The following is a 24377-nucleotide window of genomic DNA, read 5'->3' on the forward strand; positions in this document are numbered from 1 at the left end:
CATGAATGACCTTTCACAAACAACGGCTGTTGAGCTCCGCGACGCCTTGGCCTTGGGTGAACTCTCTGCCCGCGAGGCCGCTGGCTTTTTCCTGTCAGAAATTGAGACACGGAACAAGCAACTGGGCGCATTCGTCACCATCACGGCGGAACAGGCACTGAAGGACGCGGCGGCCGCGGATCGCCTCCATGCGCGGCTATCCCGCGAGCACCGACAAGACGAGTTCAGCCTCCTTCACGGCATGCCCACGGCATTCAAGGACCTCACCGATGTGGCCGGTGTCCCCACCACGCACGGGAGCGCGGCCCTCGAGCACAAGCCGGCACCCGAGGACGGAGCCCTCGCCGCCACCCTGAAGGCCCAAGGTGTCATCTCACTAGGCAAGACGCAGGTTCCGGAATTCGGACTCACGGCCTACAGCGAAAACCGCGTCGCACCGCCGTCGCGCAATCCGCACGCCTTGGGCCGCAGCTCCGGCGGGTCGTCCGGCGGCAGTGCGGCGGCGGTGGCGGCCGGGCTTGTTCCCTTCGCTCCAGGGACCGACGGCGGCGGTTCCATACGGATCCCGGCAGGTGCCTGCGGACTTGTGGGGCTGAAGCCAGGCCGCGGCAAGGTGCCGTCGGGTGCCAGCGCGGGCGACGCCGCCAAGCTCGTTGTGGCCGGACCACTCGCCAGGACTGCGGAGGACGCGGCACTACTGATGGACGCACTTGTCCCCCGGGATCTTGCGCCCGACGGCGGCTACCTCGCCAAAGTGGGGCTGGCGCCGGAACCCCTGAGAATCGGCGTGAGCTTGGACAGTCCTTGGGCCGGCGTGTATCCATTCGAGGCAGAACCGGAAGCGATGGATGCCTTGGAGCTGGGGACGAAGCTGCTTGGGAAGGCCGGGCATAACATCACCGAAGCCGAAATCCGCTACGACAACCGCTACCCCGAAGCGTTCACAACAGCCTGGACCGCCGGCGTCGGGAGTGCCCGAATAGCACCCCAGCGCGAGGCGTTGCTGACTCCCTTGACCCGGACGTTCCGGCGTCGGGCTCAACAGCGGAGTGCCCTAAAGGTCAATGAAGCCCTGAGCTTCCTGCGGCAATTCGAGCACGACACCGTCACGCAGTACTCCAGGTGGGACGTGATGCTCATGCCGACTCTGGCGCAGACACCGCGGCCGGTCGGCTGGTTCACTGGTGGCGGACACAGCGGTGAGCAATGGCCGAGCGAGTGGGCCGGCGATGCTGATGAGGACTACAAAAGGCAGTGCCAGTACGCGCCATGGTCCTCCATGGTGAACGTGTGCGGACTCCCGGCAATCAGCATTCCGGTGCACACTACGCCGAGTGGCCTGCCGATGGGGATCCAGCTGATTGGCCGTCGTGGGTCTGAATTGCTGCTCCTCCAGCTCGCGGCCGACCTCGAGGCCCGCTGAGGCTCACCAAGTCTCACCGCAGGCACGCGTCTAGCATATGGAAAGTGGTTGCCCCGAGCATTCATCGATGTGACAATGCCCGCAGTCAGTGCCAGCATTGAGAAAATGAGCACACCTCAAACCACGGCTGAGTCCGCAAAGCCAGCGGGCGATACGTCATTCTTCGGCCACCCAAAGATGTTGGCCAGCCTCTTCTCCGTGGAAATGTGGGAGCGATTCTCCTTCTACGGCATGCAGGGAATCCTGCTTTACTACATGTACTTCACCGCCGAGCAGGGCGGTCTTTCCATTGACCAGGGGCTCGCCGCTGGCCTGGTGGGCGCGTACGGTGGTGGCGTTTACCTGTCGACGATCCTCGGCGCATGGCTCGCCGACCGTCTCTTCGGCTCCGAAAAGGTCCTTTTCGGGTCGGCAATCATGATCATGGCCGGCCACGTCGCACTGGCACTCCTGCCGGGCATTCCGGGCCTGATCGCAGGTTTGGTGCTGGTGGGCATCGGCTCGGGCGGCTTGAAAGCCAACGCGACGGCCTTGGTGGGCAGCCTCTACGGCGAGAAGGACGAGCGCCGCGATGCCGGCTTCTCCATCTTCTACATGGGCATCAACATCGGCGGCCTAATAGGCCCACTGGTCACCGGTTGGCTGCAGACAAGCTACGGTTTCCACGTCGGCTTCGGGGCCGCGGCCGTCGGCATGGCGATCGGCCTGGTGATCTACTCCCTGGGCCGCAAACGCCTTCCGGAGGAAGCACACCGCGTCCCCAACCCCCTCCCGGCCAAGGACCGCACCAAGTACGGCATGATCTTCCTGGCCATCCTCATCGTCATCGGAGTCCTGCTCGGCACAGGGATTGTCAACGCCAACAACCTGGCCCGGAGCATGGCCTACGCCGCAATCGGTGCCGCTGTGATCTACCTTTTCCTGATCTTCCGCAGCCCGCTGGTCACCGGCGTGGAGCGCAAGCGTGTGGTCGCGTTCATCCCTCTGTTCATCGCATCTGCCGGGTTCTGGGCACTGTTCCAGCAGCAGTTCACGTTCATCGCTGTGTACTCGCAGGAGAAACTGGACCGCAACCTGTTCGGCTGGGAAATGCCGGCCGCATGGGTTCAGTCCATCAACCCGGTTTTCATTATCATCTTTGCCGGCGTCATGGCTGCCCTGTGGACCAAGTTGGGCTCCAAGCAGCCGAGTTCACCGCTGAAGTTCTCGGCAGGCCTGTTCATCATGGGCCTGGCATTCCTTGCGTTCATCCCGTTGGCCGGCGAGGGCAAGACCCCTCTGCTGGCCCTGGTGGGCATCCTGTTCATGTTCACCCTGGCGGAACTCTTCCTCTCCCCCATCGGCCTGTCCGTGAGCACCAAGCTCGCCCCGCAGGCATTCCACACCCAAATGGTGGCGCTGTTCTTCCTGTCCGTCTCTCTCGGCACCACGCTCGCCGGCATCCTCGCGGGCCTCTACAACCCCGAGGACGAACTCCCGTACTTCCTGGGCATTGGAGGCGTGGCAGTTGTACTGGCCGTAGGGCTGGCTGCAGCATCGCCCGCGATCAAGAAGCTGATGGGCGGCGTGCGGTAGTAGCCGCCCCCCGACTTAACGACGGCGACCCCTGCGTCAGGTGGTATTCCCACCTCACGCAAGGGTCGCCGTCGTACGCGGTTTAGAAGTTGTTGTTATAACTGCTGCTTGAAGCGCCGATGGCGATGAAGAAGATGATGCCGAAGATCAGCGTCAACGCCACGCCAAGGTAGCCCATTACGAGGCCTGCGATTGCCATCCCCTTGCCCGCGGGCTCGCGCTTCAAGGCGAGGTGGCCCAGGATCACGGCCGCGATCTGCGGGAGGATGAAGAATCCGAAGCCAACGTAAATGGCGATGCCGCAGCACATGCTGGCGATGCTCAGGCCCTTGGGCTCAGCCTGCATGGCATAGTACGCGGGCTGGCCGTACGGTGACTGCTGCTGGCCGTAGGGCTGCTGGCCGTAGGGCTGCTGATTGAACGCCTGCTGCTGGTACGGGCTCGGTGGCTGACCGTAGGGCGACGGGGGCTGCTGGCTGTAGTCACCCGGCGTGTATGCGCTGGCGGGCGGCTGCGGCTGCGTGTAGAAGTCGTTCTGGCCTTGGGCATCCTGAGTGTACGGGTTCTGCCCGTGCGCGCTCTGCTCGTAGGGCGGGAGCGGCTGGGTGGCGTTGTGCTCAGACGCACTCGCGGCGGACGCGCCATGACCCGGCGTGCTTTCTGCTTGCGTGCCCGACTCGGGCGCGCTGAACTGTGCGGGCGGAACGTACTGCGGCGGTTCGTAGCCCGCGGGCTTGTCCTCGTTGCCCTTGGATGGCTGGTCTGACATAGGAATCCCCCTGGATTTGGTCTTTGCTCCCAACACTACCGCCGCCGGGGGCACCACATAAGGCAACGCGGGTTCCGTGTATGCGGCTATGGCAAATGCGAGGAATGTCATATTGATGCATTCGCATGGAATATTTCCTAGTCTGACTCGGTTTTCATGAGTAGCGCTCAAGCAGCGCACACTATCGAAACTGCGGGAGCAGTCCCGCGAAGGAGGAATCATGGGTAGCTTCGAAGGCAAAACCGCGCTCGTCACCGGCGGAGGCTCCGGCCTCGGCGAAGCGATCAGCAAGGACCTCGCGAAGAACGGCGTCAACGTTGTTGTTGTGGACGTTAACCTCGATGCCGCCACGCGCGTGGCCGAACAAATTACGGCCGACGGCGGCCAGGCGGTCCCGTTCCAAGGCAACACTGCTGTGGCCGAGGACAGCAAGAAGGCAGTCGACTTCGCCGTAGAGAGCTACGGCGCGCTTAACTACGCCGTCAACAACGCCGGTATCGGCGGGGCCAGCGCTCCTGTCGGAGAAATCGACATCGAGGACTGGGACAAGGTCATCGCCATCAACTTGAGCGGCGTCCTCTACGGAATGCGTTACCAAATTCCGGCCATCCTTGCCGCAGGCGCGTCCGAGGGCGCCATCGTGAACATGGCATCGATCCACGGTGCCGTCGCAGCTCCCGGCAACGCCGCATACACCGCGGCCAAGCACGGTGTGGTGGGCATGACCAAGAACGCTGCGGCGGAATACGGCGCCCAAGGACTTCGCGTCAACGCAATCGGCCCCGGCTACATCGATACTCCCTTGCTGGCCGCCGCACCGAAGGAAGTGGTCAGCGGGCTCGAAGCGAAGCACCCTCTGGGCCGTTTAGGGCAGGCTGAGGAGATCGCGAACGTCACAACGTTCCTCCTTTCCGACAAGGCCAGCTTCATGACCGGCTCGTACGTACTCGTCGATGGCGGCTACACCGCCGCCTAGCGTTATCCGGTTGTCGCTTCGCCCCTTTCCTCGGGTCCTCTTCGGGTCCTGGGCCGGGGCGGGGCGATTTTTTTGCTAGCGGCCGTTCGTGAACGTGAAGTGAATCCTTGCCGCTTCGGCCATGGCACGGGCGCAGTAGCGGTGCCATTCGGCGTCACAGGGGCCGGATCCCGGACATTTCGTGTCAGCGGGCCCCATGGTCTGGCATGCTGGACCCCATGGCTAGCCGAGCGGGCACAGTTGCCCTTCCCCAGGACCTTGTTGACATCACAGCCCTGCTGGACGCGTATTTCGACGTAACTCCGGATTTGGGCGACCCTGCGCAGCGCGTGGCGTTTGGAACGTCCGGGCACCGCGGATCCAGTTTGAAGGCGTCTTTTAACGAGCCGCACATCCTCGCGATAACGCAGGCAATCGTTGAATACCGCGGCCGTCAGGGCATCACGGGGCCGCTGTTCATCGGCCGCGATACCCATGCCCTCAGCGAGCCTGCACAGAACTCCGCGCTGGAGGTACTGGCTGCCAACGGCGTGACCGTCCTGGTGGACGCGCGCCACGCTTACACCCCGACGCCGGCATTGAGCCACGCGATCCTGAAATACAACCGCGAAGCCGCGCCGGGCACACCCCAGGCTGACGGCATCGTGGTCACGCCCAGCCACAACCCACCCGGCGACGGCGGCTTCAAGTACAACCCTCCCCACGGCGGCCCGGCCGACACCGACGCCACGGGATGGATCGCCGACCGCGCCAACCAACTCCTCGAAAACGGCCTCCGCGGCGTCAAGCGCATGCCGCTTAACGATGCCCTCGCCGCTGACACCACCGGCAAGTTCGACTTCCTCTCCAGCTACGTGGACGATCTCCCGTCCGTGCTGAACCTTGAGGCGATCCGCAACGCGGGGGTACGCATCGGCGCTGATCCCATGGGCGGTGCCTCCGTTGATTACTGGGGCGAGATCGGCGAGCGCCACCAGCTCAACCTCACGGTTGTGAACCCCACCGTCGATCCGCAGTGGGCTTTCATGACCCTCGACTGGGATGAGAAGATCCGCATGGACTGCTCGTCGCCGTCGGCCATGGCGTCCCTTATTAAGCGGATGGCCGCGGGTGCCGATGGCACCGCAGCCTATGACGTCGCCACGGGTAACGACGCCGACGCCGACCGCCACGGCATCGTTACACCTCTTGTTGATGGGGTGGGTGGGCTGATGAACCCGAACCATTACCTCGCCGTCGCCATCGACTACCTTTACCGGAACCGCAGTGGCTGGAACCCGGAGTCCGTGGTGGGCAAAACCTTGGTGTCGTCGTCGATTATTGACCGTGTTGCCGGCGGGCTCGGCCGCAGGTTGGTTGAGGTTCCCGTGGGCTTCAAGTGGTTTGTTCCGGGCCTGCTGTCCGGCGAGGGTGCATTCGGTGGAGAAGAGTCAGCCGGCGCGTCCTTCAACAAGCTCGACGGCAGCGTGTGGACCACGGACAAGGACGGTATTCTGCTGGCACTGCTGGCGTCCGAGATCACGGCTGTCACGGGTCAGTCTCCATCACAGCTGTACAAGGGCCTGACTGACCAGTTCGGCGCTCCCGTTTACGCCCGTATCGATGCCGCGGCTACCCGCGAGCAGAAGTCCAAGCTGGGCAAGCTCTCCGCCGCCGATGTCACCGCTACTTCCCTTGCCGGCGAAGAGATCACTGCCAAGCTCACCGAGGCTCCCGGCAACGGCGCGTCGATCGGCGGCCTCAAGGTCGTCACCGAAAACGCCTGGTTCGCCGCCCGCCCGTCAGGCACCGAGGACGTGTACAAGATCTACGCCGAGTCCTTCAAGGGCGCCGACCACCTCGCGCAGGTTCAGCAAGAGGCAAAGGCACTGGTGGACGGGGTTATCGCCTAGCTTCCTCAGTGGCTCTGGGCGTCTTGCGTCCAGAGCCTGAGGATGCGGCGGATGGTGTGGTCGCCTTCCGGGGCCATGTCCACCAGCGCTACCTGGTCAAGCACGACGACGTCTCCGGGCTTAGGGCGCTTGCCGTCGTGATGGGAGATGTGCGGCCGATAACGTTCCAATACGTAGTTGGGAGTGGCAATGCGCCCGCCTACGGTGTTCGCTGCCTCGACGATCTCCTCATGAAGGCCCTGAAGCAGCGGGTTGTGCTCGATCAGGCTCACCGGGATGGACCCCATATGCCCGAAACCCGCCTCTTCGCCCACCCTCAGCCGGGTGCCAAGCGCACCCTTAACGGGCGCTTCGGCCAGGTTCGCAAGGACATCGGCGACGTCGGCACTCACGTCGGTGCCGACGTCGAACCTTAACAGCGTGATGTGAAGCGGCCAGTCACTGCGCGGAAAAACCAGGCCCGGCGAGACGGGCTCCGTGAACGCCACCCAGATGAGGTTCCGCATAGGCATAGTTTGCCACCCGTACGGCACAAACCATCTCTCACATCCCTCCAGTTTGAGCGGATCGCTCGCTCACATCCCGCCCCTCTAAATCCCGAACCCTCGTTACCCTTTCAACCCCGCTTAACATGGGTTGCCCTTAAGCCCCAGCGACCTGCGAGAGCGTCGGCCTCAAGCCCTAGGGACGTGAGAGAGCGTCGACCTCAAGCCCTAGGGATGTGAGAGAGCGATGGTCATTCAGGATGCCAAAGAAGCGCAAAACGCCCGCACACAAGGAACGTGAGCGGGCGTTTCAGCGGCGGGAAAACTTAGACGGTGCGAACAACGTCGTCGTAAGCGAACTTCGGCTTGGCTTCGCCCCAGGCGTCCGGGCCTGGCTGGCCGATGTTGACCACGAGGAAGCTCTTCTGGTCGCCGGCCGGGAAGAACTCGGCGTCGATGGCGGAGAAGTCGGCACCGGTCATCGGGCCGGCCGCAAAACCGAGTGAGCGCACTGCGAGGATGAAGTAGCCGGCCTGCAAGTGTGCGTTGTTGTTGCCAGTAGCAGCGGCGAATGCGGGGTCGGCGTCGTACATGGCCTTGGGCGCGCCGTAGGCGGGGAGGAACTTGTCCCACTGCCCCTGCCAATCGGTGTCGTAGGACAGAATGGCGACCAGCGGAGCGGATGCAGTCTTGGCCTTGTTGCCGTTTGAGAGGGCGTCAACCAACTTGGCGCGGGCCTCGTCCGAGCGGACGTAGGTCACGCGGAGCGGCTGGGAGTTGAAGGCAGTGGGGCCGAACTTGGTGAGCTCGTAGATGGCGCGTGCTTGCTCGTCGGTGACCTCACCGGCGAAGCTGTTGGCGGTACGGGCTTCGGCAAAAATGGCGTCGACTGCTGCGGCGTCAATGACTGCTTCTTCGTGGGCGATCGTCATTTCTTGAACCTTTCGCTGGGCCTGACCCTGAGCAGGCCGGGCACTTCTGCTTTCCATGGTTGCAACTTCAACTTCCGTTGTCCTCTTCCCATGACGGCCCGTGACGTTGGGCACAGCGCATAACTCCGGGTGTCGTTTCATTGCGTTGCGAGGCCCCTTCTGCGCTTTGTTCAGGGTGCGAAGCGCGTAGAGCCGGCCCCGCAATGGCGGTAATGTTGCACCGAATCCCAATACTCTTCTGAGGAAGGCCCCGCCATGAGCATGCTCGGCATCAAATGGAAGCTCCACGGCAACGGCAAGTCCATTCGCCCCGGCCACGTGGTGGCTCCCGACGAGCGGCTCGCGTGGCCCTTGACCATCGGCATCGGCATGCAGCACGTGGTGGCCATGTTCGGCGCCACCTTCCTGGTCCCCATCATCACTGGCATGCCGCCTGCCACCACCCTGCTCTTCTCGGGCATCGGCACCCTGCTGTTCCTGGTGATCACCAAGGGCCGCGTGCCCAGCTACCTTGGTTCGAGTTTCGCGTTCATCGCCCCGATCATGGCGTCGCAGCAGCAGTACGGCGTCAGTGGTGCCTTGGGCGGCGTGGTGCTTGCCGGCGTCGTACTGGCGCTTATTGGCGCGATCGTCCAGAAGTTCGGCGCCGAATGGATCAACCGGCTCATGCCGCCGATCGTCACCGGCGCAATTGTGGCGCTGATCGGCCTGAACCTGGCGCCGGCCGCGAAGGCAAACTTCGACCTCGCACCCGTTACCGCACTCATCACACTGGTCACGATCATCCTGGTCAGCGTGCTGTTCCGCGGAATCCTGGGCCGCTTGAGCATCCTGGTGGGCGTTGTAGTGGGGTATCTCGTGGCCATGATGCGCGGTGAGGTTTCCTACGAAAAGATGGACGCCGCCGCGTGGATTGGTCTACCGCTGTTCCAGACGCCCGAATTCCACATTGGCGTGGTGGGGCTGTTCGTGCCGGTCGTGCTGGTGCTCGTGGCCGAAAACGTAGGACACGTGAAGTCGGTGGCCGCAATGACCGGCCAGAACCTCGACGGCGTCTCCGGCCGCGCGCTGATGGCCGACGGCGCCGCTACCGTACTTGCCGGTTTCGGCGGCGGTTCCGGTACCACGACGTATGCGGAAAACATCGGCGTCATGGCCGCTACCAAGGTCTACTCGACGGCGGCCTACTGGGTTGCCGGTATCTTCGCCATCCTGCTGAGCTTCTCCCCGAAATTCGGCGAGCTGATCGCTACCGTTCCGGCCGGTGTCCTGGGCGGCGCCGCCACCATGCTGTACGGCATGATCGGTGTGCTTGGCGTAAAGATCTGGGTCCAGAACAAGGTCAATTTTTCCAACCCGATCAACCTGACCACCGCCGCAGTGGCCCTGATCATCGGAATCGCGGACTACACGTGGACCATTGGCGAACTCAAGTTCACAGGCATCGCCCTGGGGTCAGCCGCTGCACTGGTGATTTACCACGGAATGAAGGGGCTGGCTCGCTGGCGCGGGACCGTCGCCGAACCGGAAACCGAGACGGCGGGGCTGCCACCTGCGGTGAAGTCGGCGATGAATGCTGCTGCCAGGAAGAGCGGGAAGAAGGGCAAGTAAAGGCCTCAGCCTCGCTCTCCCACCTCCGTCAAGAACGTCATGCGCCACGAGCACACAACCCTCGTTATGACTGACACGATCCCTGATCATCCGGGGGTTAGCTTCGGCACCAAGAGCCCACATTAACCCCGAGAGCTAGCCCCTCGGCGGGCGAGTAGAGGGTTATACCGCCGCCATGGTCTTCTGAAGACACACAGACCGGTTGAGAGAGCGCTCTCTTGACGTGCGTGACTTGCAGCACATACATTGGTCCCACATCCCAGAGAGCGCTCTCTCGCCCTAGGCGTACGGTCGCTCGAACACACAAAGGAGTGATCGTGGAGTTTTCGCGACTAAGGAAATTCACTGCCCTCGCCGGCGTAGCCTCTCTTGCCCTAGTGGCGGCAGGCTGCAGCGGCGGAGGGGACAAAGCGGCGAGCGCCGACAACCCCGTCACACTGACCGTGACCACCTTCGGCACTTTCGGATACGACGACCTGTACGCCGAATATGAGAAGCAGAACCCTGGCGTCACCATCGAGGCCACCAACATTGACCGTGGTTCCAATGCCAGAACCGATGCGTTCACCAAGCTCGCCGCAGGCTCCGGGCTCAGCGATGTCACGGCCATCGAGGAAGGCTGGCTCGGCTCCATCATGGAGGTTTCGGACCAGTTCGTGGACCTCAAGGAGCACGGGGCTGAGGACATCAAAGGCAACTGGGTGGACTGGAAGTACAAGCAGGGCACTGACCCTAACGGCCGCGTGATCGGCTACGGCACGGACATCGGACCGCAGGCTTTGTGCTTCAACGGCAAGCTCTTTGAAGCTGCCGGGCTGCCGAGCGACCGCGAAAAGGTGGCCGAACTCTTCGGCGGTAAGGAAGCAACGTGGGATACGTACTTCAAGCTCGGCCGCCAGTACAAAGAGGCAACCGGCAAGGCTTGGTATGACCAGTCCGGCTTCGTCTGGAACTCCATGGTCAACCAGATGGACGAGGGTTACTACACCAAAGACGGCAAGCTGAACATCGAGGACAACAAGGAGATGCGGGCAAAGTTCGACATGCTCGCTGCCGGCACGGCGGATGGCCTGTCCTCCAACCAGACCCAGTTCGACTGGGGTAACGGCAAGGCCTTCGTGGACGGGTCCTTCGCAACGCACGTATGCCCGGCCTGGATGCTCGGCACCATCAAGGGCCAGCTCGAGTCCGCAGGCGGAGGGGCAGCAAGCGGCTGGGATGTAGCTGACGTGTTCCCGGGCGGTGCCTCCAACTGGGGCGGCGCTTTCCTCTCGGTTCCAAAGAGCTCCAAGCACCCCGCTGAAGCAGCCAAGCTGGCAGCATGGCTGACCGCACCCGAGCAGCAGATCAAGCAGTCCGCTGCAGCGAACAACTTCCCCAGCACCCTCGAAGCCCAGGCAAAGATCGTGGAAGCAGCAAAGCCGAACGAACTGTTCAACAACGCTCCGTATGGCGCCATCTTCGAATCGCGCGCCGAGGGTGTCGTCGCCCAGTTCAAGGGTCCGGATGACTCTGTGATCCAGGAGAACGTCTTCGGCCCTGCCCTCAAGATGCTCGATTCGGGCAAGGGCACCGCCGATGAAGCCTGGAATGAAGCCGTCAAGCTCCTCAACGACCTCGTGGTCAACAACTAGCAGAACCGGCCGTGGGGCCTCCGGGATATCCGGAGGCCCCCCTCACAGAGTCTGAGACCCGTCCATGACCACCACATTGAACCGCCCGGCAGCGAGCAGATCGGCTGCCAACAAACCGAAACCGACGTTCCGTCAACGCCTGAATGTCTTCGATATGAAGGCGTCCCCCTACTTCTACATCGCCCCGTTCTTCATCCTGTTCGCCTTGGTGGGCCTCTTTCCACTGGGCTACACGTTCTTCGTCTCCCTTTTCGACTGGCACCTGCTCAAAGGCCAGGGCGAGTTTGTGGGATTTCAAAACTTCGCTGAGGTGCTGCAGGATCGGTTCTTCTGGAACTCCCTCTTTAACACCGTCAGCATCTTCCTGATTTCAACCATTCCCCAGCTGGTCATGGCCACGATCATTGCCGCGGTCCTGGACCAGAATCTGCGAGCCAAGACGTTCTGGCGCATGAGCATCCTGCTCCCCTACGTCGTCACTCCCGTGGCCGTCGCCATGATCTTCACCAACATGTTCGGGGAGCAGTACGGGCTCATCAACAACATCCTGTCGAGCTTCGGCATCGACCCCGTCATGTGGAAGAACGACACCCTTCCCAGCCACATCGCCATCGCCACCATGGTGAACTGGCGTTGGACCGGCTACAACGCGCTCATCCTCCTGGCCGCCATGCAGTCAGTACCGCGCGATATCTACGAGTCCGCAGCAATCGACGGCGCCGGCTCCGTCCGCCGCTTCTTCAGCATCACTCTGCCCAGCATTCGACCCACCATGGTGTTCGTCATTGTCACCGCCACCATCGGGGGGCTGCAGATCTTCACAGAGCCCCGGCTGTTCGATCCCGTGGCTGCCGGCGGAACGGCACGACAGTTCCAGACCACCGTTCTGTACCTGTGGGAGATGGCCTTCCAGCGGCAGAACTTCGGCAAGGCTTCCACCATCGCGTGGCTCCTGTTCCTGATCATCCTGCTCTTTGGCATCGTGAACTGGCTTATTTCACGCCGTATCGCCACCAATGGCGACGACCGCGGTGCAGCCAGCCGCCGCCGTCGTAAGCGTTCTTCCGCCGCGAACGTAAAAGCGGACGACGCCGGCCTCCCGGCCCAGGCGGCAGCGGCAGAACCGGCCACCGCACCAGAACCAACCCCGAGGAGCGGGCAATGACCCTCACGCAAAACCTGCCACAAGCACCTGCCCCTCAGCGAACCTCCCGGTCCCTGGCCACACGAAAGGCACTCTTTGGCAACGGCAGGCGGCCGGGGTTCCTCACTTATGGACTGCTGTTCGCCTTCTTCCTGGCTTCGGCCTATCCGCTCTGGTGGTCCGTGATCATCGGCAGCCGTTCCAACGAAGCCCTTGGGGAAACCTGGCCACCACTGTTTCCGGGCGGCAACTTCTGGACCAACGTTGACGAAGTCTTCGACACAGTCCCGTTCTGGCTCGCGCTAGGCAACAGCGTCCTGATCTCGGGCATCATCACCGTCTCGGTGGTGGGATTCTCCACCTTGGCCGGGTACGCGTTCGCCAAGCTGCGCTTCCGCGGCCGCAACTGGCTGATGGTTGCAGTAATCGCCACCATGGCCATCCCGACGCAGCTCGGCATCATCCCGTTGTTCATGCTTATGCGCACGCTCGGCTGGACAGGTGAGATCGGCGCCGTCGTTATCCCTACCCTTGTCACGGCGTTCGGTGTCTTCTTCATGCGGCAGTATCTGGTGGACGTGATCCCGGACGAACTCATCGAGTCGGCACGCATGGACGGGGCGTCCATGATCTCCACGTTCTGGCATGTGGCGCTGCCCGCCGCCCGACCGGCCATGGCCATCCTCGGCCTGTTCACGTTCATGACGGCATGGACTGACTTCCTGTGGCCACTGTTGGTGCTCGACGCCGGCAACCCCACCTTGCAGACGGCGCTCAGCCAACTGCAGTCGGCCCGTTACGTGGACTACTCAATCGTCCTGGCCGGTGCCGTCATGGCAACACTTCCGCTGCTGGCACTCTTCGTCATAGCGGGACGTCAACTTATCTCCGGAATCATGCAAGGAGCAGTGAAGGGCTAATGCCATTCGAAGCAACAAACCACCCAGCGACCACTCCTTTTAACAGGGTGTGGCCCAAGGGCTTCATCTGGGGCTCGGCTACCGCCGCAGCCCAGGTGGAAGGCGCCAGCCACGAGGGCGGGAAGGAAGATTCCGTCTGGGATGCTTTCGCCCGCGTTCCGGGTGCCATTGCCAACGGTGAGACGCTGAAGGACGCGGTGCAGCACTACCACCGCATGCCCGAGGACGTCAGGATCATGAAAGAGCTGGGCCTGGATTCCTACCGGTTCTCCACCAGCTGGTCCCGCGTCCGGCCGGGTGGCCGTACCGCGAACGCCGCAGGCTTGGACTTCTACTCCCGCCTTGTGGATGAACTGCTCGACGCCGGCATCCTCCCTTGGTTGACGCTCTACCACTGGGACCTGCCGCAGGCGCTGGAGGAGAAGGGCGGCTGGGCCAACCGCGACACCGCCTACCACTTCGTCGACTATGCGAACGATGTCTACTCGGCGTTGGGCGATCGCGTCCAGCACTGGACGACATTCAATGAACCGTTCTGCTCATCACTCCTTGGCTATGCGGCGGGCGTGCACGCTCCGGGTCGTCAAGAACCGGAAGCAGCCGTCGCGGCGATCCATCACCAGCATCTGGCCCACGGCCTGGTGGTCAACGAACTGCGGAGTCGCGGCGCGCAGCAATTGGGAATCACGCTCAACCTCAGCAACTCCATTCCGCGGGATCCTTCCGATCCCGTGGATCTCGATGCCGCGCGCCGGTTCGACTCGCTGCAGAACCGGGTCTTCCTCGATCCAATCCTCCGCGGTGCCTACCCGGAGGACACCCTCAATGATCTTGAGCAGTTCGGCATCCGGGATGTCATTAAGCCCGGGGATCTGGAGATTATCGGTGCTCCCATCGATTTCCTGGGCGTCAACCACTACCACGATGACCTCATCAGCGGGCACCCCACTGCTGAGCACGGTGACGGCCACTCCGGCGGCGCAACCCGCCCGACGTCGTCGTGCTGGATCGGTTCGGAAGATATTGCGTTCCCGAGCCGTGGACTGCCACGCACGGCCATGAACTGGGAGGTCAACCCCGATGGACTGCGGAAACTCCTGGTGCGTCTTGGCGAGGAATACCCGACGCTGCCGCCGCTGTACATCACGGAAAACGGTGCCGCGTACGACGACGTCGTCAGTCCTGATGGAGCAGTCCACGACGCCGAGCGGACCCAGTTTGTCCTCGACCACATCGCAGCTGTTGGTGAAGCACTCGACCAGGGTGCTGACGTGCGCGGCTACTTCGTTTGGTCGCTCCTGGACAACTTCGAGTGGTCTTGGGGCTACGGCAAGCGCTTCGGGGTTGTTCGCGTGGACTATGACACCTTTGAACGGACGGTGAAGGACAGCGGACTCGCTTACTCCCGGGTTATCGAGGCTGCCAAGGCATCTGCGACCGCTACCGTGAACGCCTAAAGTAGCCTTCAGAGGCTTACTTTTCTAACGTTCCGGAGATGACGATGACGCAGGACACCAGCGGCCCCCGGCCGGTACCCACCCTTGAGATGGTGGCTGCCTTGGCCGGGGTGTCGCGGGCCACCGTGTCCCGCGTCGTCAACGACAGCCCTAGTGTTGACCCGGATCTGGCACAGTCGGTGAGGAAAGCGATCCTCGCACTCGACTACACGCCAAACCGTGCCGCGCGTTCCCTGGCTAAACGCCGGGCGAATGCGGTCACGCTGATCGTTCCGGAGTCGACATCCAAGGTCTTTGCGGATCCCTTCTTCGCTTCGGTAGTCCAAGGCATCGCCCTGTATCTCACCGACACCGAGTACACACTGAACATGGTGATCTCCTCGGAGTCGAAGCCGGAGAAAACCCGCAGCTTCCTGCTTGGAGGCAACGTGGACGGCGTCCTGGTGGTCTCGCACCACAGTGGTGACAACTCCTGGACGCACCTTTCCGGATCACTTCCCATGGTGTTCGCCGGGCGGCCCTTAGTAGGCGGCAAGGAAAGCTACTACGTGGATGTGGCCAACGAGCAAGCGGCCTACGACGTCACCCGGCTTTTGACCGAAAGCGGCCGAAAGAACGTGGCTACGATCGCCGGTCCGCAAGACATGCCCCCGGGCCTCGACCGCCTCGCTGGGTGGAGGACTGCGGTGCGGGAGGCGGGTCTTGGGGAGAGCTTGATGGAGGAAGGTGACTTCACTTTGGCATCCGGCGCCAAAGCAATGCACCGTTTGCTGGATCGCGGTGTGCCCATTGACGCCGTTTTCGCGGCGAACGACCAAATGGCTGCCGGTGCCTACACCGCCATCCAGGGGCGGGGCCTACGCATCCCGGAGGACATCGCCGTCGTCGGATTTGACGACGATTCCTTCGCTACCTCAGTGACCCCCGCCCTCACCACCGTGCATCACCCAATTGTTGAACTCGGCAAGAAGATGGCCGAGACCCTGGTGAACCTGATCGAGGGCAAACCAGCGGAACGCGTCACCAGAATGCCCACCTCGATCGTCATCCGCGATTCCGTTTAGCGCCATGCCTTGAAAGGCTTTCCATGCTTCCTGCTCCCGTCAGCACCACGGCTCCTTCCGTCGCGACAGGCCGCCCCATCCGTTGGGGAGTAGTGGCCACGGGTTCCATTGCCCTGCGCGTGGTGCAGGATCTTGCGCTCCTTGAGGACGCCATCCTGCAAGCTGTCAGTTCCCGCTCGGAGGCTTCGGCCCGGAGCTTCGCCGAAGAGTTTGGGTTTGCCACGGCCTACTCGGACGCAGGAGAGACGCCGGGCTACGAGCGGCTGCTGGCTGACCCCGCCGTCGACGTCGTATATGTCGCCACGCCCCATGCTCAGCATCATGCGGTCGCGCTGGCTGCGCTTCATGCAGGAAAGCACGTCCTGTGCGAAAAACCCATCGCAATGGATGCCGTGCAGGCACGTGAGTTGTCTGATCTCGCCCGGGATCGTGGGCTTTTCCTCATGGAGGCGGTGTGGACCCGGTTCCTGCCGAGCTTCTGCCGCGCCGTCGAGATTTTGCAATCAGGGGAGATCGGGGAGCCGCGCTGGCTCCAGGCTGACCTCGGCTTCGTGCCTGCATACGATCCCGCGTCCCGGATCTGGGATCCGGCTGCCGGCGGCGGAGCATTGCTGGACCTCGCCGTCTATCCGCTGACATGGGCGCTCGGAGTTTTCGGTGAGCCCCGCAGCATGCTTGCCACCGGGGTCCTGACTCCTGAGGGTGTGGACCTGCAGAATTCCCTTGCATTGTACTATGAGGGCGGAGCACATGCGCAGCTCATCACGTCGATCGGCGCGGAATGCCCCAGCGTGGTGACTGTCGGAGGGACGGAAGGTTGGTTGCGATCCTCCGCTCCCCTTTTCAACCCGGCCGAGCTCATCATCCAGCCACGCAGCGGAACGCCGCAGACGGAAAAATTTGAGGTGACCGGGCACGGATTCAGCTACGAACTGCGCGAGGTGACGCGGTGCCTTCAGGCCGGACTGACCGAGAGCCCGTTCATGACTCCTGGGGAGTCGGTTGCGATGATGGAACTGCTGGACGAGGCTCGTCGGCAGATGGGTCTCCGCTATCCCAGCGATCCTCAGTCTCCCACCGCAGCAGATCCCCTGGCTGGCAGTCCAGTACCTCACACAGCGCTTCGAGCGTAGTAAACCTCACGGCCTTCGCCCGCCCATTCTTGAGTACAGCCAAGTTGGCGGGCGTGATCCCAACTTTTTCGGCAAGCACTCCAACCGGCATTTTGCGCTTGGCCAGCATGACGTCAATATCCACGATGATCGGCATCAGATCACCTCATCGAGCTCGGAGCGGAGCTGTGCGGCTTCGACGTCCCGCGCTACAGCCTGGGCGAGCAGCGTCCGCATCACCAACACAACCAGCGCTACTCCCCCGATCATCAACGCTGCTCCACAGATCAGCATCACGATGCCTGGTGCGGTCCCGCCAGGCGCCAGAATCACCGCGATGCCGAACACCAGTACCGCTGCGAACGCGATGGCTCCAAAGATGATGTCCACGAAACGGAAAGCCCGGTGGGAGAACACCGTTCCGCTGCGCACCATCGTCAGCAATCGCCAAACGCAGACTGCAACCACCTGGACACACAGAATCCCCAGGACCGCGATGGCCAGCAGAGCAACACGAGGGCCGTCGGGGGCGCCGGCCTCAACCAGATCGGTCGAGAGCAACGGGGCCATCCGTACCTGCACAAACAACGAACCGGCCAGCACCATCGCGATTACTATCCGTAACGCGAGAATTGTCAGCTTTCCCACTCAAGTCTCCTTTATCGAACAACAATCTGATTCTATCGATATTCGATACTTATGCAACCGCATTTGCAGCCCTTGTGGATAGTCAGCTTGCTTACTAACGCGACCTTCCCTAGGCTTGAACAGGTCAGACAAACAACTCTCACAGCGGCGGTACACGCTCAAAAAGCACGCCGCCGCGCCATGGAGGAGGAGCAATGTCAGAACACAACATCTCAGGGAAGAAGGTCGCATTCCTGCTGACGGACGGCGTGGAGCAGGTGGAACTCACCAGCCCATGGCAGGCGGTCAAGGATGCCGGCGGTGAGCCGACTCTCGTGGCTCCCTCCAAGGGAAAACTCCAAGGCTTTAATGGCGTGGACAAGGGTGACACCTTCGACGTGGACCTCGCCGTGGCCGATGCCAACGCTTCCGACTTTGACGCCCTGGTTCTCCCCGGCGGCGTCGTGAACGCCGATCATCTCCGCGTAGATAAGGACGCACAGAACTTCACGCGCGCCTTCTTTGAGCAGCACAAGCCTGTTGCCTCGATCTGCCACGGGCCGTGGATTCTCATCGAGGCCGGCGTGATCAAGGGCCGCAACGTCACCTCATACCACACGCTCCAGACGGACCTGAAGAACGCGGGCGCCAACTGGACCGACGAGGAAGTGGTGGTGGATCAGGGTCTGGTCACCAGCCGCAACCCGGACGACCTCCCCGCCTTCAACAGCAAGGTGGTTGAGGAGATCTCCGAGGGCCAACACGCTGGCCAGACCGCCTAACGATCAGCAACCCACATACGGCAAGTGCCGCCGTCGTACTTTTACAAGAAGTACGACGGCGGCACTTGGCGTTTCGCTGACTGCAGGCTTTTCGAGGAGCAACGGAAGGTTCTCGGGAGCGCTAAATGAGTGAACTGAAGATATCCCAGCCGTTGCCTATTTGTTGAGTGCCGAATCGTCCGCCGTATTTGAGGAGATCGCCGTCCTGGTTGATGGCGATGACATTGTTGCCCGGTTGGGGGTGCCCTCCGTTTACCGCGACGTCCAGGTTGTGCTCGTAGCTGCCTGCCCCGCTGATTTCGGACATCACTGCCCACCCGGGTCCCCACACTGAGGGCTGCTTCCAGTTCCCTTGACCGTCCGTGGGGTATTCGTGGAGGTAGCCGCCGCGATCACGGCCGTAGATGTCCACGCCACCGTCGCCGTCTATGTCTCCTGGGGCAACGACTTTGTCGAAGATCTGCCATCCCGAGCCAACTTGGGCGGGCGCAAGCCACCCGCCTTCGCCGTTACCGGGATAGAGATGCAGGTTTCCCAGACGATCCCGGGCGAGGACATCATTTATGCCGTCCCCGTCAAAATCCCCTGGGCCAAGGATTGAGTCGAAGATGTTCCAGCCCGTGCCGACGACCGATCTTTCCAGCCATCCGCCGTCTCCGTCCCCCGGGTAAAGGTAGAGATGGCCCACGGAATCCCGGGCAAGGATGTCATTGTTGCCGTCCCCGTCGAAATCCCCTGGCGAGAACACAATGTTAAAGACGTACCAGCCTGTCCCTACAACTCGCGGTTCATCCCAGCTTGAAGGTTCGAAGCTTGGGCAGTTTCCTTCGAAGCACCAACCGTTCTTCCTGAAGGGGTAGGTCCTCGGGTAAAGGACCAGTTCCCCATCGTCCGTGCGGCCAAGCAATTCGAAGTTTCCGCGGCCGGTCCAACCCATGGCCCGGTTGGACGCAGAAATGGGAGAAGTTTCAACGCTGTGCAGCTGAATCCCCTGAGATTCGTCTTCAGGTGTTTTGGGGCACCCATCTTTCTCCGGCGATGTGGGATACACGTTGAAGGAAAGACGATTACCGCGGTCTTCGGGTAGAACCTTTAAGGAGTCCTGCTGACGCTCCGCCGGAAGCGGAGTGCCGTTGCTAAGCCACTCCATAACGTATCCATCCGGGGCATCCTCGGTCCTGTCGCATCGAGCAAATGCTCCGGGAGCGCCCATCCATAGTTCCGAACCCACGTAGGGCGTTCCGATCAGGGGGACCTCTCCATCCCAGCCGATATGGTGAAGAGGTTGCGGGCCTGCTGCCTCTGCCGAACCAGTACCCAGACCCGTCAACCCGATCGCGAGTACCGCCACAACGGCGGCCCCCCGCCATGACGAGCTTTTGTGACCATGGACCATGCTTCCCCCTTTTACGTCAACATCCACTGGATGCAACTCGAATCAGGTCGTGCTTGCAAGGCATTCGCAACAATTCTCAGAGCATACGCGCTCAGCTCTGGCACGTGTGGGGCATAACCGACGCGCAGAAGCGACTGCGGGAGCACCGCCGTCGTAATGTTGCGCACGTCACACTCGACGCATACGCTGGGGGACGCTGCAGCGTGGCAGCAGGGACGAAAGGCAGTACATTGACCAGCGACAAGCTCTCCGTAGTTGTTCGCGTCGACGTTGACGGCGAACAGATCCAGATCGCAGCGACCGGTCGAGTGACCACCTCAAGCCTCCAAGGGCTCTTCCCGGTGGTTCAACGCACCAAGAGCCTCGGCGGCGGTCTCGGCGTTGAGATGGACCTGTCCCAAGCGACCATTGATGAGGATGCGCTGGATCAACTGCAGGGCTATGCCGCGCTCCATGAGGTGCCGGTGCACCTCGCAGCGGAACTCACCAACGTGACCGCCCTCCCCTCCCGCGGCCTCCAAACCACTAGCCGCGCCGCATAGCAGGAGAAACAATTGCGCAAAGTCACCGCCGGCCTGTTCCACTCCTTGGATGGCGTAGTTCAGGACCCTTTCAAGTTCCAGTTCGACAGCTTCGACGACGAACTCGGCACTGGACTCACCAACATGATCAACACGGTGGATACCGTGGTCCTGGGTCGGGTCAGCTACCAGGAGTGGGCCGGCTACTGGCCGACTGCGCCGCGGGACGAAGACTTTGCTGCCTTCATCAACCCTGTGGAGAAGTTCGTTGCATCCCGCACCTTGTCCGAACCCCTTGAATGGGAAAATTCCCACCTGATTGAGGGCGACCTGGAGCAGTTCGTCACGGAGCTGAAATCGCGGGAAGGCGGCGAAATCGCCGTCTGCGGCAGCATCTCCCTGGTCCGCCAGCTCTTCTTCGCGGGCATCCTCGATGAACTCACCCTCATGACGCACCCCGTAGTTGCGGGCAGTGGGCGACGACTTTTCGAAGACGGCGATCCGCTGCAGCGGCTCGTACTGGAGAACCAGTACGCCACCAGCAAGGGAAACGTGGTCAGCACGTACAGCCTGCGCAAGGACTGAAGGCCGACGTCGGCAGTCACCCGCCGCCGTAGACCTCCCTGGGCAGTCACCCCAGCAGCAGCGCCGCTCCCAGTTCGCTCCTGAAGTAGAGCACACTGCGGCCGTATCGTGTTGATGTCACGAGTCCAGCGTTTCGGAGCGCCCTGAGGTGCTGATTTACAGCGGAAGTTGTGACCCCGAAGCGGAGGCCCAGCTCGGTAGACGAGGCCGGGGCTGCCAGCGCAGTGAGCAGGCTGGTCCGAACCTCCCCCAACACAGCCACAATCGCAGCCGGATTCGTAACGCGCTCCGTTTCCCACATGGCACCCTGGCCCCGAACCGGATACATCAGTAGCGGCGGGTCGCCGTGGTTCACTGGAGCAGAGGCCCTACGGGTGAACATGGTGGGAACAAGGGTCAGCCCCAGGCCGTCAGTTTTCTCGGTCCGAGACGCCGGGTTCTTTAACTTCACGGAAATCACGCGTCCGTCGAACTCCACAGCACCGGACAGGTCGTTGAGCATCGTGAACAGCCCGCCCTGCGCAATCTGACGCCCACGGTAGACGATATCCGCTTCCAGTATGGTGCGCATGCGCAACCAATGCGGCGCGAAGCAGGTGTCCCAGAACTCCCGGAGGATACGGACCATACGCCGGACGGCCTGATCGACAGGTCCGGAAAAGACGGCTGGAATTGCGCCGTGCACCCGCATTAGGTCGCCATGAAACTGCTCGGCCGAGATCTGCTCCAGTGCATCAAACTCGTCATCGATCCTCGTGAGTGGGGACTCAGGCCGCGGGTTCAGGAAGTCCGGTGTCCACAATCGGTCATCCACCAAGGCCAGCAACCCATCCAGGTCCAAGCGCGAGCGGGCCTCTTCCGTCCGACGCAACCAAGGCAGTTGAAGTGGATACTGGCTCGGGTCGCGAATAGCCCTCAGGGAAAGTCCCAGTTCACATAGAGGCGAGATCCCGAAACGCACGCCGCCCAGATCTGCGTCTGACAACTCGTACTTCAACATGAAGCACAACGCTACATCAATACCGACCAGCGTCAGAGGATGACAGAACTATGGGTGTGACCAAATCCCCCTCAGACACCGCCACTGTCGCACAGCACAGCCTTCGCGCCGCGCTCTCTGACCCCACCCTTAAAACCCTCGCTTCTGCCATCCTCGTAGCCACGGTGGGCCGCGGCATCTTCCTCACGTTAACGGTTCTTTACTTCAGTCGCTTCGTTGGACTGAGTGCCCTGGAAATCGCCGTGATCCTTTCAGTTTCCAGTGGGGTGGGCGTCGCGACGTCCTATATAGGCGGCCGACTCGCCGACCGCTTTTCCGCACGTCGACTCCTTGTGGGCATGGTCGCCATAGAGGGTCTGGCGATCGCAACCTATACGTTCGCCGGGAACTTCAGCACCGCCGTCGTCATTGCCTGCATCGCAGTGGGCATGAACCGTGGCGCAAATGCCACGCGCTCCGCGATCATCGCCCGGGCCTTCGTCGGTCCCAACCGCGTGAATGCGCGTGCAGTCCTCCGCACCATCACAAACCTCGGCATCGCCGTAGGAGGCATGATTGCCGGACTAGCACTCCTGGCCGGAACCGCCGATGCGTTCCGGGGAATGATGATCGGCGCTGGCGCGGTCTACGTCCTGAGCGCACTGCATCTCCGCCACCTGCCTACCCGTGTAGACGCACCGCGGCACGATCCCGCCGCCCCTGACCCGAAGCGGGGTATCTCCCCTTTTAGGGACCGCCGCTATGTACTCCTGACAGTGCTGTCCGGTATTTTCGGCATGCAGTTCGGGCTGGCCGAGATGGGCGTCCCGTTGTGGATTTCTCAGGACACCCGTGCGCCGGACGTCCTGATCTCCGTCATCCTGGTCATCAACACTTTGTGTGTAGTTCTGCTTCAGGTGCCGCTCTCCCGTGGCACCGACAACCCTCGACGCGCAGGAAAAATCGTGAAGACGGGTGGCGTACTCATGGCCGTAGCCTGCGCACTTTACGCAACTGCGGGCGGGGTGCCGGAGATCGCAGCTATCACCCTCCTGTGCGGCGCAGCTCTCCTTCACTCTTTCGCTGAAATCCTCTCGCAAGCCGGCGCCTGGGGACTCAGCTTCGAACTCGCCAACCCCCTCAAAGCAGGCGCCTACCAGGGGATGTTCGGCATGGGATCCGCCTTGGGCGCCATGCTGGCACCGCTTGTGGTGACCGCCACCGTCGTCGAACATGGCGTGCTGGGCTGGGTCATCCTAGGCGTCGTCTTCCTCGCATCGGCGGCGGGAACCGCCCTGATAGCTCGGAAGGCGTCGACGACGGCGGCACTCGCCCCAGCGGCCCGCTCACTTGCGTAGGACGCGTCGCAGCCAACTCCCCAGTCTGGACGGTTTGACCTGATTCACGGTTTCACCCTCGACGGAGCAATCCGGGCAAGGCCCATCAGGGAACTCACCCATTTGTTTCCAGATCCACCCCTCAAGGCAGTTGTTGTTCCGACACTCCGTTTGCACCACAAACCGTCCCCCCAAACGCCATTGATTGCCGTCATGTAAGTGGCGTCCGGAGATAATTCATTACGCGGAAACGCGCCTTAGGTTTGTGAGCGAGTCTTCCGGTACGGCCGAAACAGTCATTCGTGACTCCCTGATTCGAGCAGATCCACATCCACGTAACCGGTGCCCGGTTTGGGAGAACCGCGTTCCTTGCGAAGCCGGGCGGCCTTGTACTCGTCCCTGGCTAGTTTGAACCCGTACCAGGCAATAAATCCTGCGAGTCCCATAACCCAGAGAGCACCCCACGAGAGCCCCTCCGCCTTCCAAAGTGGGGACAGGAAAATGGCTACAGCGGCGATGAATCCAACGCATCCGAGGGCCGACAGAATGGCCATCCCCCACCAAGTGCTGACCTGGGCTTGGCCGCGACCCGGCGAAAACCCAATTTCATCGCCCGGATAACTGTGGAGTTCACCCGTAGCGGTCCTGCGGAGCACCCGCTTCTCGCCATTGGCGATTGCCTGCTTGTGTTCGGCGTACACGGCATCCTCGCGCCGATAACGCTCCCGGTCATAAACCAAGGCCACCCCCCCGAAGATTCAAAAGTCCAGCCTAGCGGCCAATGCACGACGGCCGGGTCGGATCAGAATCACTCAAAGCCAGGTGTGGCCGGCCCGGGTGGTCAAAGTCCTGGCCGGCCACACTGTCCGCTTGGGCGAGCGGACAAGTGCGCGGCCGGCCAGCCGACAATGGGGGCCTCGCTCGCGCACGGTGACCAGCCGACAAGGGGGGTTCTTCGTCTTGTCGACTGCGGCTGTTGTTCTGCATCCGAAATGCGCTCTACAGCCCGTCACTACTTGGTAGTGCAACCAGCCGGAAATTCATGACGTGATTCAGATCACTTTTAATTCGGCGGCCCGTGAATTCACCATTGACACTCTTGTTCCAAAATACTAAGCATGCTTATGGTAGTGATTGGATCGGCCCTATCCGACCT

The 24377-nt window shown here is 62.1% G+C and carries 22 protein-coding genes and 1 pseudogene; 15 read left to right on the forward strand and 8 right to left on the reverse strand.

What is annotated here, in order from left to right; all coding sequences use genetic code 11:
- Position 1 precedes the first annotated feature (1 nt).
- Positions 2-1423 carry an amidase gene (locus ACIQTW_RS15745; RefSeq protein WP_402938593.1) on the forward strand — a complete coding sequence of 474 codons (1422 nt, stop codon included), beginning with the start codon at positions 2-4 and terminating at the stop codon, positions 1421-1423.
- A gap of 75 nt (positions 1424-1498) precedes the next feature.
- Positions 1499-2998: a peptide MFS transporter gene (locus ACIQTW_RS15750; RefSeq protein ID WP_402938596.1), complete on the forward strand. Its 1500-nt coding sequence runs from the start codon at positions 1499-1501 to the stop codon at positions 2996-2998.
- 82 nt (positions 2999-3080) lie between these two features.
- Here the strand turns inward: ACIQTW_RS15750 and ACIQTW_RS15755 are convergent, their stop codons facing one another.
- Positions 3081-3767 carry a DUF4190 domain-containing protein gene (locus ACIQTW_RS15755; protein WP_402938599.1) on the reverse strand — a complete coding sequence of 229 codons (687 nt, stop codon included), beginning with the start codon at positions 3765-3767 and terminating at the stop codon, positions 3081-3083.
- A 220-nt stretch (positions 3768-3987) separates the two neighbouring features.
- On the opposite strand from ACIQTW_RS15755, the gene ACIQTW_RS15760 reads away from it, so the two are divergent.
- Entirely contained in the window at positions 3988-4743 is a 756-nt protein-coding gene (locus ACIQTW_RS15760) for an SDR family NAD(P)-dependent oxidoreductase (protein WP_402938602.1), read from the forward strand.
- A gap of 218 nt (positions 4744-4961) precedes the next feature.
- On the forward strand, positions 4962-6635 hold the full coding sequence (gene pgm / locus ACIQTW_RS15765; RefSeq protein ID WP_402938605.1) for a phosphoglucomutase (alpha-D-glucose-1,6-bisphosphate-dependent): 1674 nt from the start codon (positions 4962-4964) through the stop codon (positions 6633-6635).
- A gap of 5 nt (positions 6636-6640) precedes the next feature.
- Here pgm and ACIQTW_RS15770 read toward each other — a convergent pair whose 3' ends face one another.
- Entirely contained in the window at positions 6641-7141 is a 501-nt protein-coding gene (locus ACIQTW_RS15770) for a 2'-5' RNA ligase family protein (RefSeq protein ID WP_402938608.1), read from the reverse strand.
- 305 nt (positions 7142-7446) lie between these two features.
- Positions 7447-8052 (reverse strand): malonic semialdehyde reductase, encoded by a 606-nt coding sequence (locus ACIQTW_RS15775; RefSeq protein ID WP_178994753.1) that lies wholly within the window; start codon positions 8050-8052, stop codon positions 7447-7449.
- A 255-nt stretch (positions 8053-8307) separates the two neighbouring features.
- On the opposite strand from ACIQTW_RS15775, the gene ACIQTW_RS15780 reads away from it, so the two are divergent.
- The 7 genes and pseudogenes from ACIQTW_RS15780 to ACIQTW_RS15810 form a co-directional block, all read left to right on the forward strand.
- Complete coding sequence (locus ACIQTW_RS15780; protein WP_402938612.1) at positions 8308-9663, forward strand: uracil-xanthine permease family protein; 1356 nt, start codon at positions 8308-8310, stop codon at positions 9661-9663.
- A 317-nt stretch (positions 9664-9980) separates the two neighbouring features.
- Complete coding sequence (locus ACIQTW_RS15785; protein WP_402938615.1) at positions 9981-11297, forward strand: ABC transporter substrate-binding protein; 1317 nt, start codon at positions 9981-9983, stop codon at positions 11295-11297.
- Positions 11298-11361: 64 nt separating this feature from the next.
- Positions 11362-12462, forward strand: coding sequence for a carbohydrate ABC transporter permease (locus ACIQTW_RS15790; protein WP_402938618.1), 1101 nt, complete (start codon positions 11362-11364; stop codon positions 12460-12462).
- A complete protein-coding gene (locus ACIQTW_RS15795) occupies positions 12459-13361 on the forward strand; it encodes a carbohydrate ABC transporter permease (RefSeq protein ID WP_402938621.1) in 903 nt (300 codons plus the stop codon). The genes ACIQTW_RS15790 and ACIQTW_RS15795 overlap by 4 nt, the downstream gene beginning before the upstream one ends.
- Positions 13361-14818 carry a GH1 family beta-glucosidase gene (locus tag ACIQTW_RS15800; RefSeq protein ID WP_402938624.1) on the forward strand — a complete coding sequence of 486 codons (1458 nt, stop codon included), beginning with the start codon at positions 13361-13363 and terminating at the stop codon, positions 14816-14818. The genes ACIQTW_RS15795 and ACIQTW_RS15800 overlap by 1 nt, the downstream gene beginning before the upstream one ends.
- Positions 14819-14862: 44 nt before the next feature.
- A complete protein-coding gene (locus ACIQTW_RS15805) occupies positions 14863-15882 on the forward strand; it encodes a LacI family DNA-binding transcriptional regulator (protein ID WP_402939276.1) in 1020 nt (339 codons plus the stop codon).
- A gap of 23 nt (positions 15883-15905) precedes the next feature.
- Positions 15906-16697 (forward strand): annotated as a pseudogene (locus ACIQTW_RS15810) (Gfo/Idh/MocA family protein); the annotation flags it as partial.
- 166 nt (positions 16698-16863) lie between these two features.
- On the opposite strand, the gene ACIQTW_RS15815 reads toward ACIQTW_RS15810, so the two are convergent.
- On the reverse strand, positions 16864-17151 hold the full coding sequence (locus ACIQTW_RS15815) for a helix-turn-helix domain-containing protein (RefSeq protein ID WP_402938627.1): 288 nt from the start codon (positions 17149-17151) through the stop codon (positions 16864-16866).
- Complete coding sequence (locus ACIQTW_RS15820) at positions 17151-17642, reverse strand: DUF2975 domain-containing protein (protein ID WP_402938630.1); 492 nt, start codon at positions 17640-17642, stop codon at positions 17151-17153. Before ACIQTW_RS15820 ends, ACIQTW_RS15815 begins: the two co-directional genes overlap by 1 nt.
- A 194-nt stretch (positions 17643-17836) precedes the next feature.
- Between ACIQTW_RS15820 and ACIQTW_RS15825 the strand changes: the two genes are divergently transcribed.
- Positions 17837-18403 carry a type 1 glutamine amidotransferase domain-containing protein gene (locus tag ACIQTW_RS15825; RefSeq protein WP_402938633.1) on the forward strand — a complete coding sequence of 189 codons (567 nt, stop codon included), beginning with the start codon at positions 17837-17839 and terminating at the stop codon, positions 18401-18403.
- A 121-nt stretch (positions 18404-18524) separates the two neighbouring features.
- Here the strand turns inward: ACIQTW_RS15825 and ACIQTW_RS15830 are convergent, their stop codons facing one another.
- Complete coding sequence (locus ACIQTW_RS15830; protein ID WP_402938639.1) at positions 18525-19799, reverse strand: FG-GAP repeat domain-containing protein; 1275 nt, start codon at positions 19797-19799, stop codon at positions 18525-18527.
- A 230-nt stretch (positions 19800-20029) separates the two neighbouring features.
- On the opposite strand from ACIQTW_RS15830, the gene ACIQTW_RS15835 reads away from it, so the two are divergent.
- Complete coding sequence (locus ACIQTW_RS15835) at positions 20030-20341, forward strand: hypothetical protein (protein WP_402938642.1); 312 nt, start codon at positions 20030-20032, stop codon at positions 20339-20341.
- 12 nt (positions 20342-20353) lie between these two features.
- Positions 20354-20905, forward strand: a complete 552-nt coding sequence (locus ACIQTW_RS15840) for a dihydrofolate reductase family protein (protein ID WP_402938645.1) — start codon at positions 20354-20356, stop codon at positions 20903-20905.
- Positions 20906-20951: 46 nt separating this feature from the next.
- On the opposite strand, the gene ACIQTW_RS15845 is transcribed toward ACIQTW_RS15840, so the two are convergent.
- The gene (locus ACIQTW_RS15845; protein WP_402938648.1) at positions 20952-21905 is read right to left on the reverse strand and encodes a DUF5937 family protein; all 954 of its coding nucleotides are present in this window, start codon (positions 21903-21905) and stop codon (positions 20952-20954) included.
- A gap of 50 nt (positions 21906-21955) precedes the next feature.
- On the opposite strand from ACIQTW_RS15845, the gene ACIQTW_RS15850 reads away from it, so the two are divergent.
- Complete coding sequence (locus ACIQTW_RS15850; protein ID WP_402938650.1) at positions 21956-23242, forward strand: MFS transporter; 1287 nt, start codon at positions 21956-21958, stop codon at positions 23240-23242.
- Positions 23243-23517: 275 nt separating this feature from the next.
- On the opposite strand, the gene ACIQTW_RS15855 is transcribed toward ACIQTW_RS15850, so the two are convergent.
- Positions 23518-23967, reverse strand: coding sequence for a hypothetical protein (locus ACIQTW_RS15855; RefSeq protein WP_402938653.1), 450 nt, complete (start codon positions 23965-23967; stop codon positions 23518-23520).
- Between the last annotated feature and the right edge of the window lie 410 nt (positions 23968-24377).

This window comes from Paenarthrobacter sp. NPDC090517, assembly GCF_044769165.1.
GTDB lineage: Bacteria > Actinomycetota > Actinomycetes > Actinomycetales > Micrococcaceae > Arthrobacter.

Coding starts and splice junctions, on each gene's coding strand:
- ACIQTW_RS15800 (WP_402938624.1), top strand. CDS start 13,361: ATGCCATTCGAAGCAACAAACCACCCAGCGACCACTCCTTTTAACAGG.
- ACIQTW_RS15770 (WP_402938608.1), bottom strand. CDS start 7,141: ATGCGGAACCTCATCTGGGTGGCGTTCACGGAGCCCGTCTCGCCGGGC.
- ACIQTW_RS15780 (WP_402938612.1), top strand. CDS start 8,308: ATGAGCATGCTCGGCATCAAATGGAAGCTCCACGGCAACGGCAAGTCC.
- ACIQTW_RS15750 (WP_402938596.1), top strand. CDS start 1,499: ATGCCCGCAGTCAGTGCCAGCATTGAGAAAATGAGCACACCTCAAACC.
- ACIQTW_RS15830 (WP_402938639.1), bottom strand. CDS start 19,799: ATGGTCCATGGTCACAAAAGCTCGTCATGGCGGGGGGCCGCCGTTGTG.
- ACIQTW_RS15845 (WP_402938648.1), bottom strand. CDS start 21,905: ATGTTGAAGTACGAGTTGTCAGACGCAGATCTGGGCGGCGTGCGTTTC.
- ACIQTW_RS15795 (WP_402938621.1), top strand. CDS start 12,459: ATGACCCTCACGCAAAACCTGCCACAAGCACCTGCCCCTCAGCGAACC.
- ACIQTW_RS15760 (WP_402938602.1), top strand. CDS start 3,988: ATGGGTAGCTTCGAAGGCAAAACCGCGCTCGTCACCGGCGGAGGCTCC.
- ACIQTW_RS15755 (WP_402938599.1), bottom strand. CDS start 3,767: ATGTCAGACCAGCCATCCAAGGGCAACGAGGACAAGCCCGCGGGCTAC.
- pgm (WP_402938605.1), top strand. CDS start 4,962: ATGGCTAGCCGAGCGGGCACAGTTGCCCTTCCCCAGGACCTTGTTGAC.
- ACIQTW_RS15850 (WP_402938650.1), top strand. CDS start 21,956: ATGGGTGTGACCAAATCCCCCTCAGACACCGCCACTGTCGCACAGCAC.
- ACIQTW_RS15790 (WP_402938618.1), top strand. CDS start 11,362: ATGACCACCACATTGAACCGCCCGGCAGCGAGCAGATCGGCTGCCAAC.
- ACIQTW_RS15815 (WP_402938627.1), bottom strand. CDS start 17,151: ATGCCGATCATCGTGGATATTGACGTCATGCTGGCCAAGCGCAAAATG.
- ACIQTW_RS15745 (WP_402938593.1), top strand. CDS start 2: ATGAATGACCTTTCACAAACAACGGCTGTTGAGCTCCGCGACGCCTTG.
- ACIQTW_RS15805 (WP_402939276.1), top strand. CDS start 14,863: ATGACGCAGGACACCAGCGGCCCCCGGCCGGTACCCACCCTTGAGATG.
- ACIQTW_RS15775 (WP_178994753.1), bottom strand. CDS start 8,052: ATGACGATCGCCCACGAAGAAGCAGTCATTGACGCCGCAGCAGTCGAC.
- ACIQTW_RS15825 (WP_402938633.1), top strand. CDS start 17,837: ATGTCAGAACACAACATCTCAGGGAAGAAGGTCGCATTCCTGCTGACG.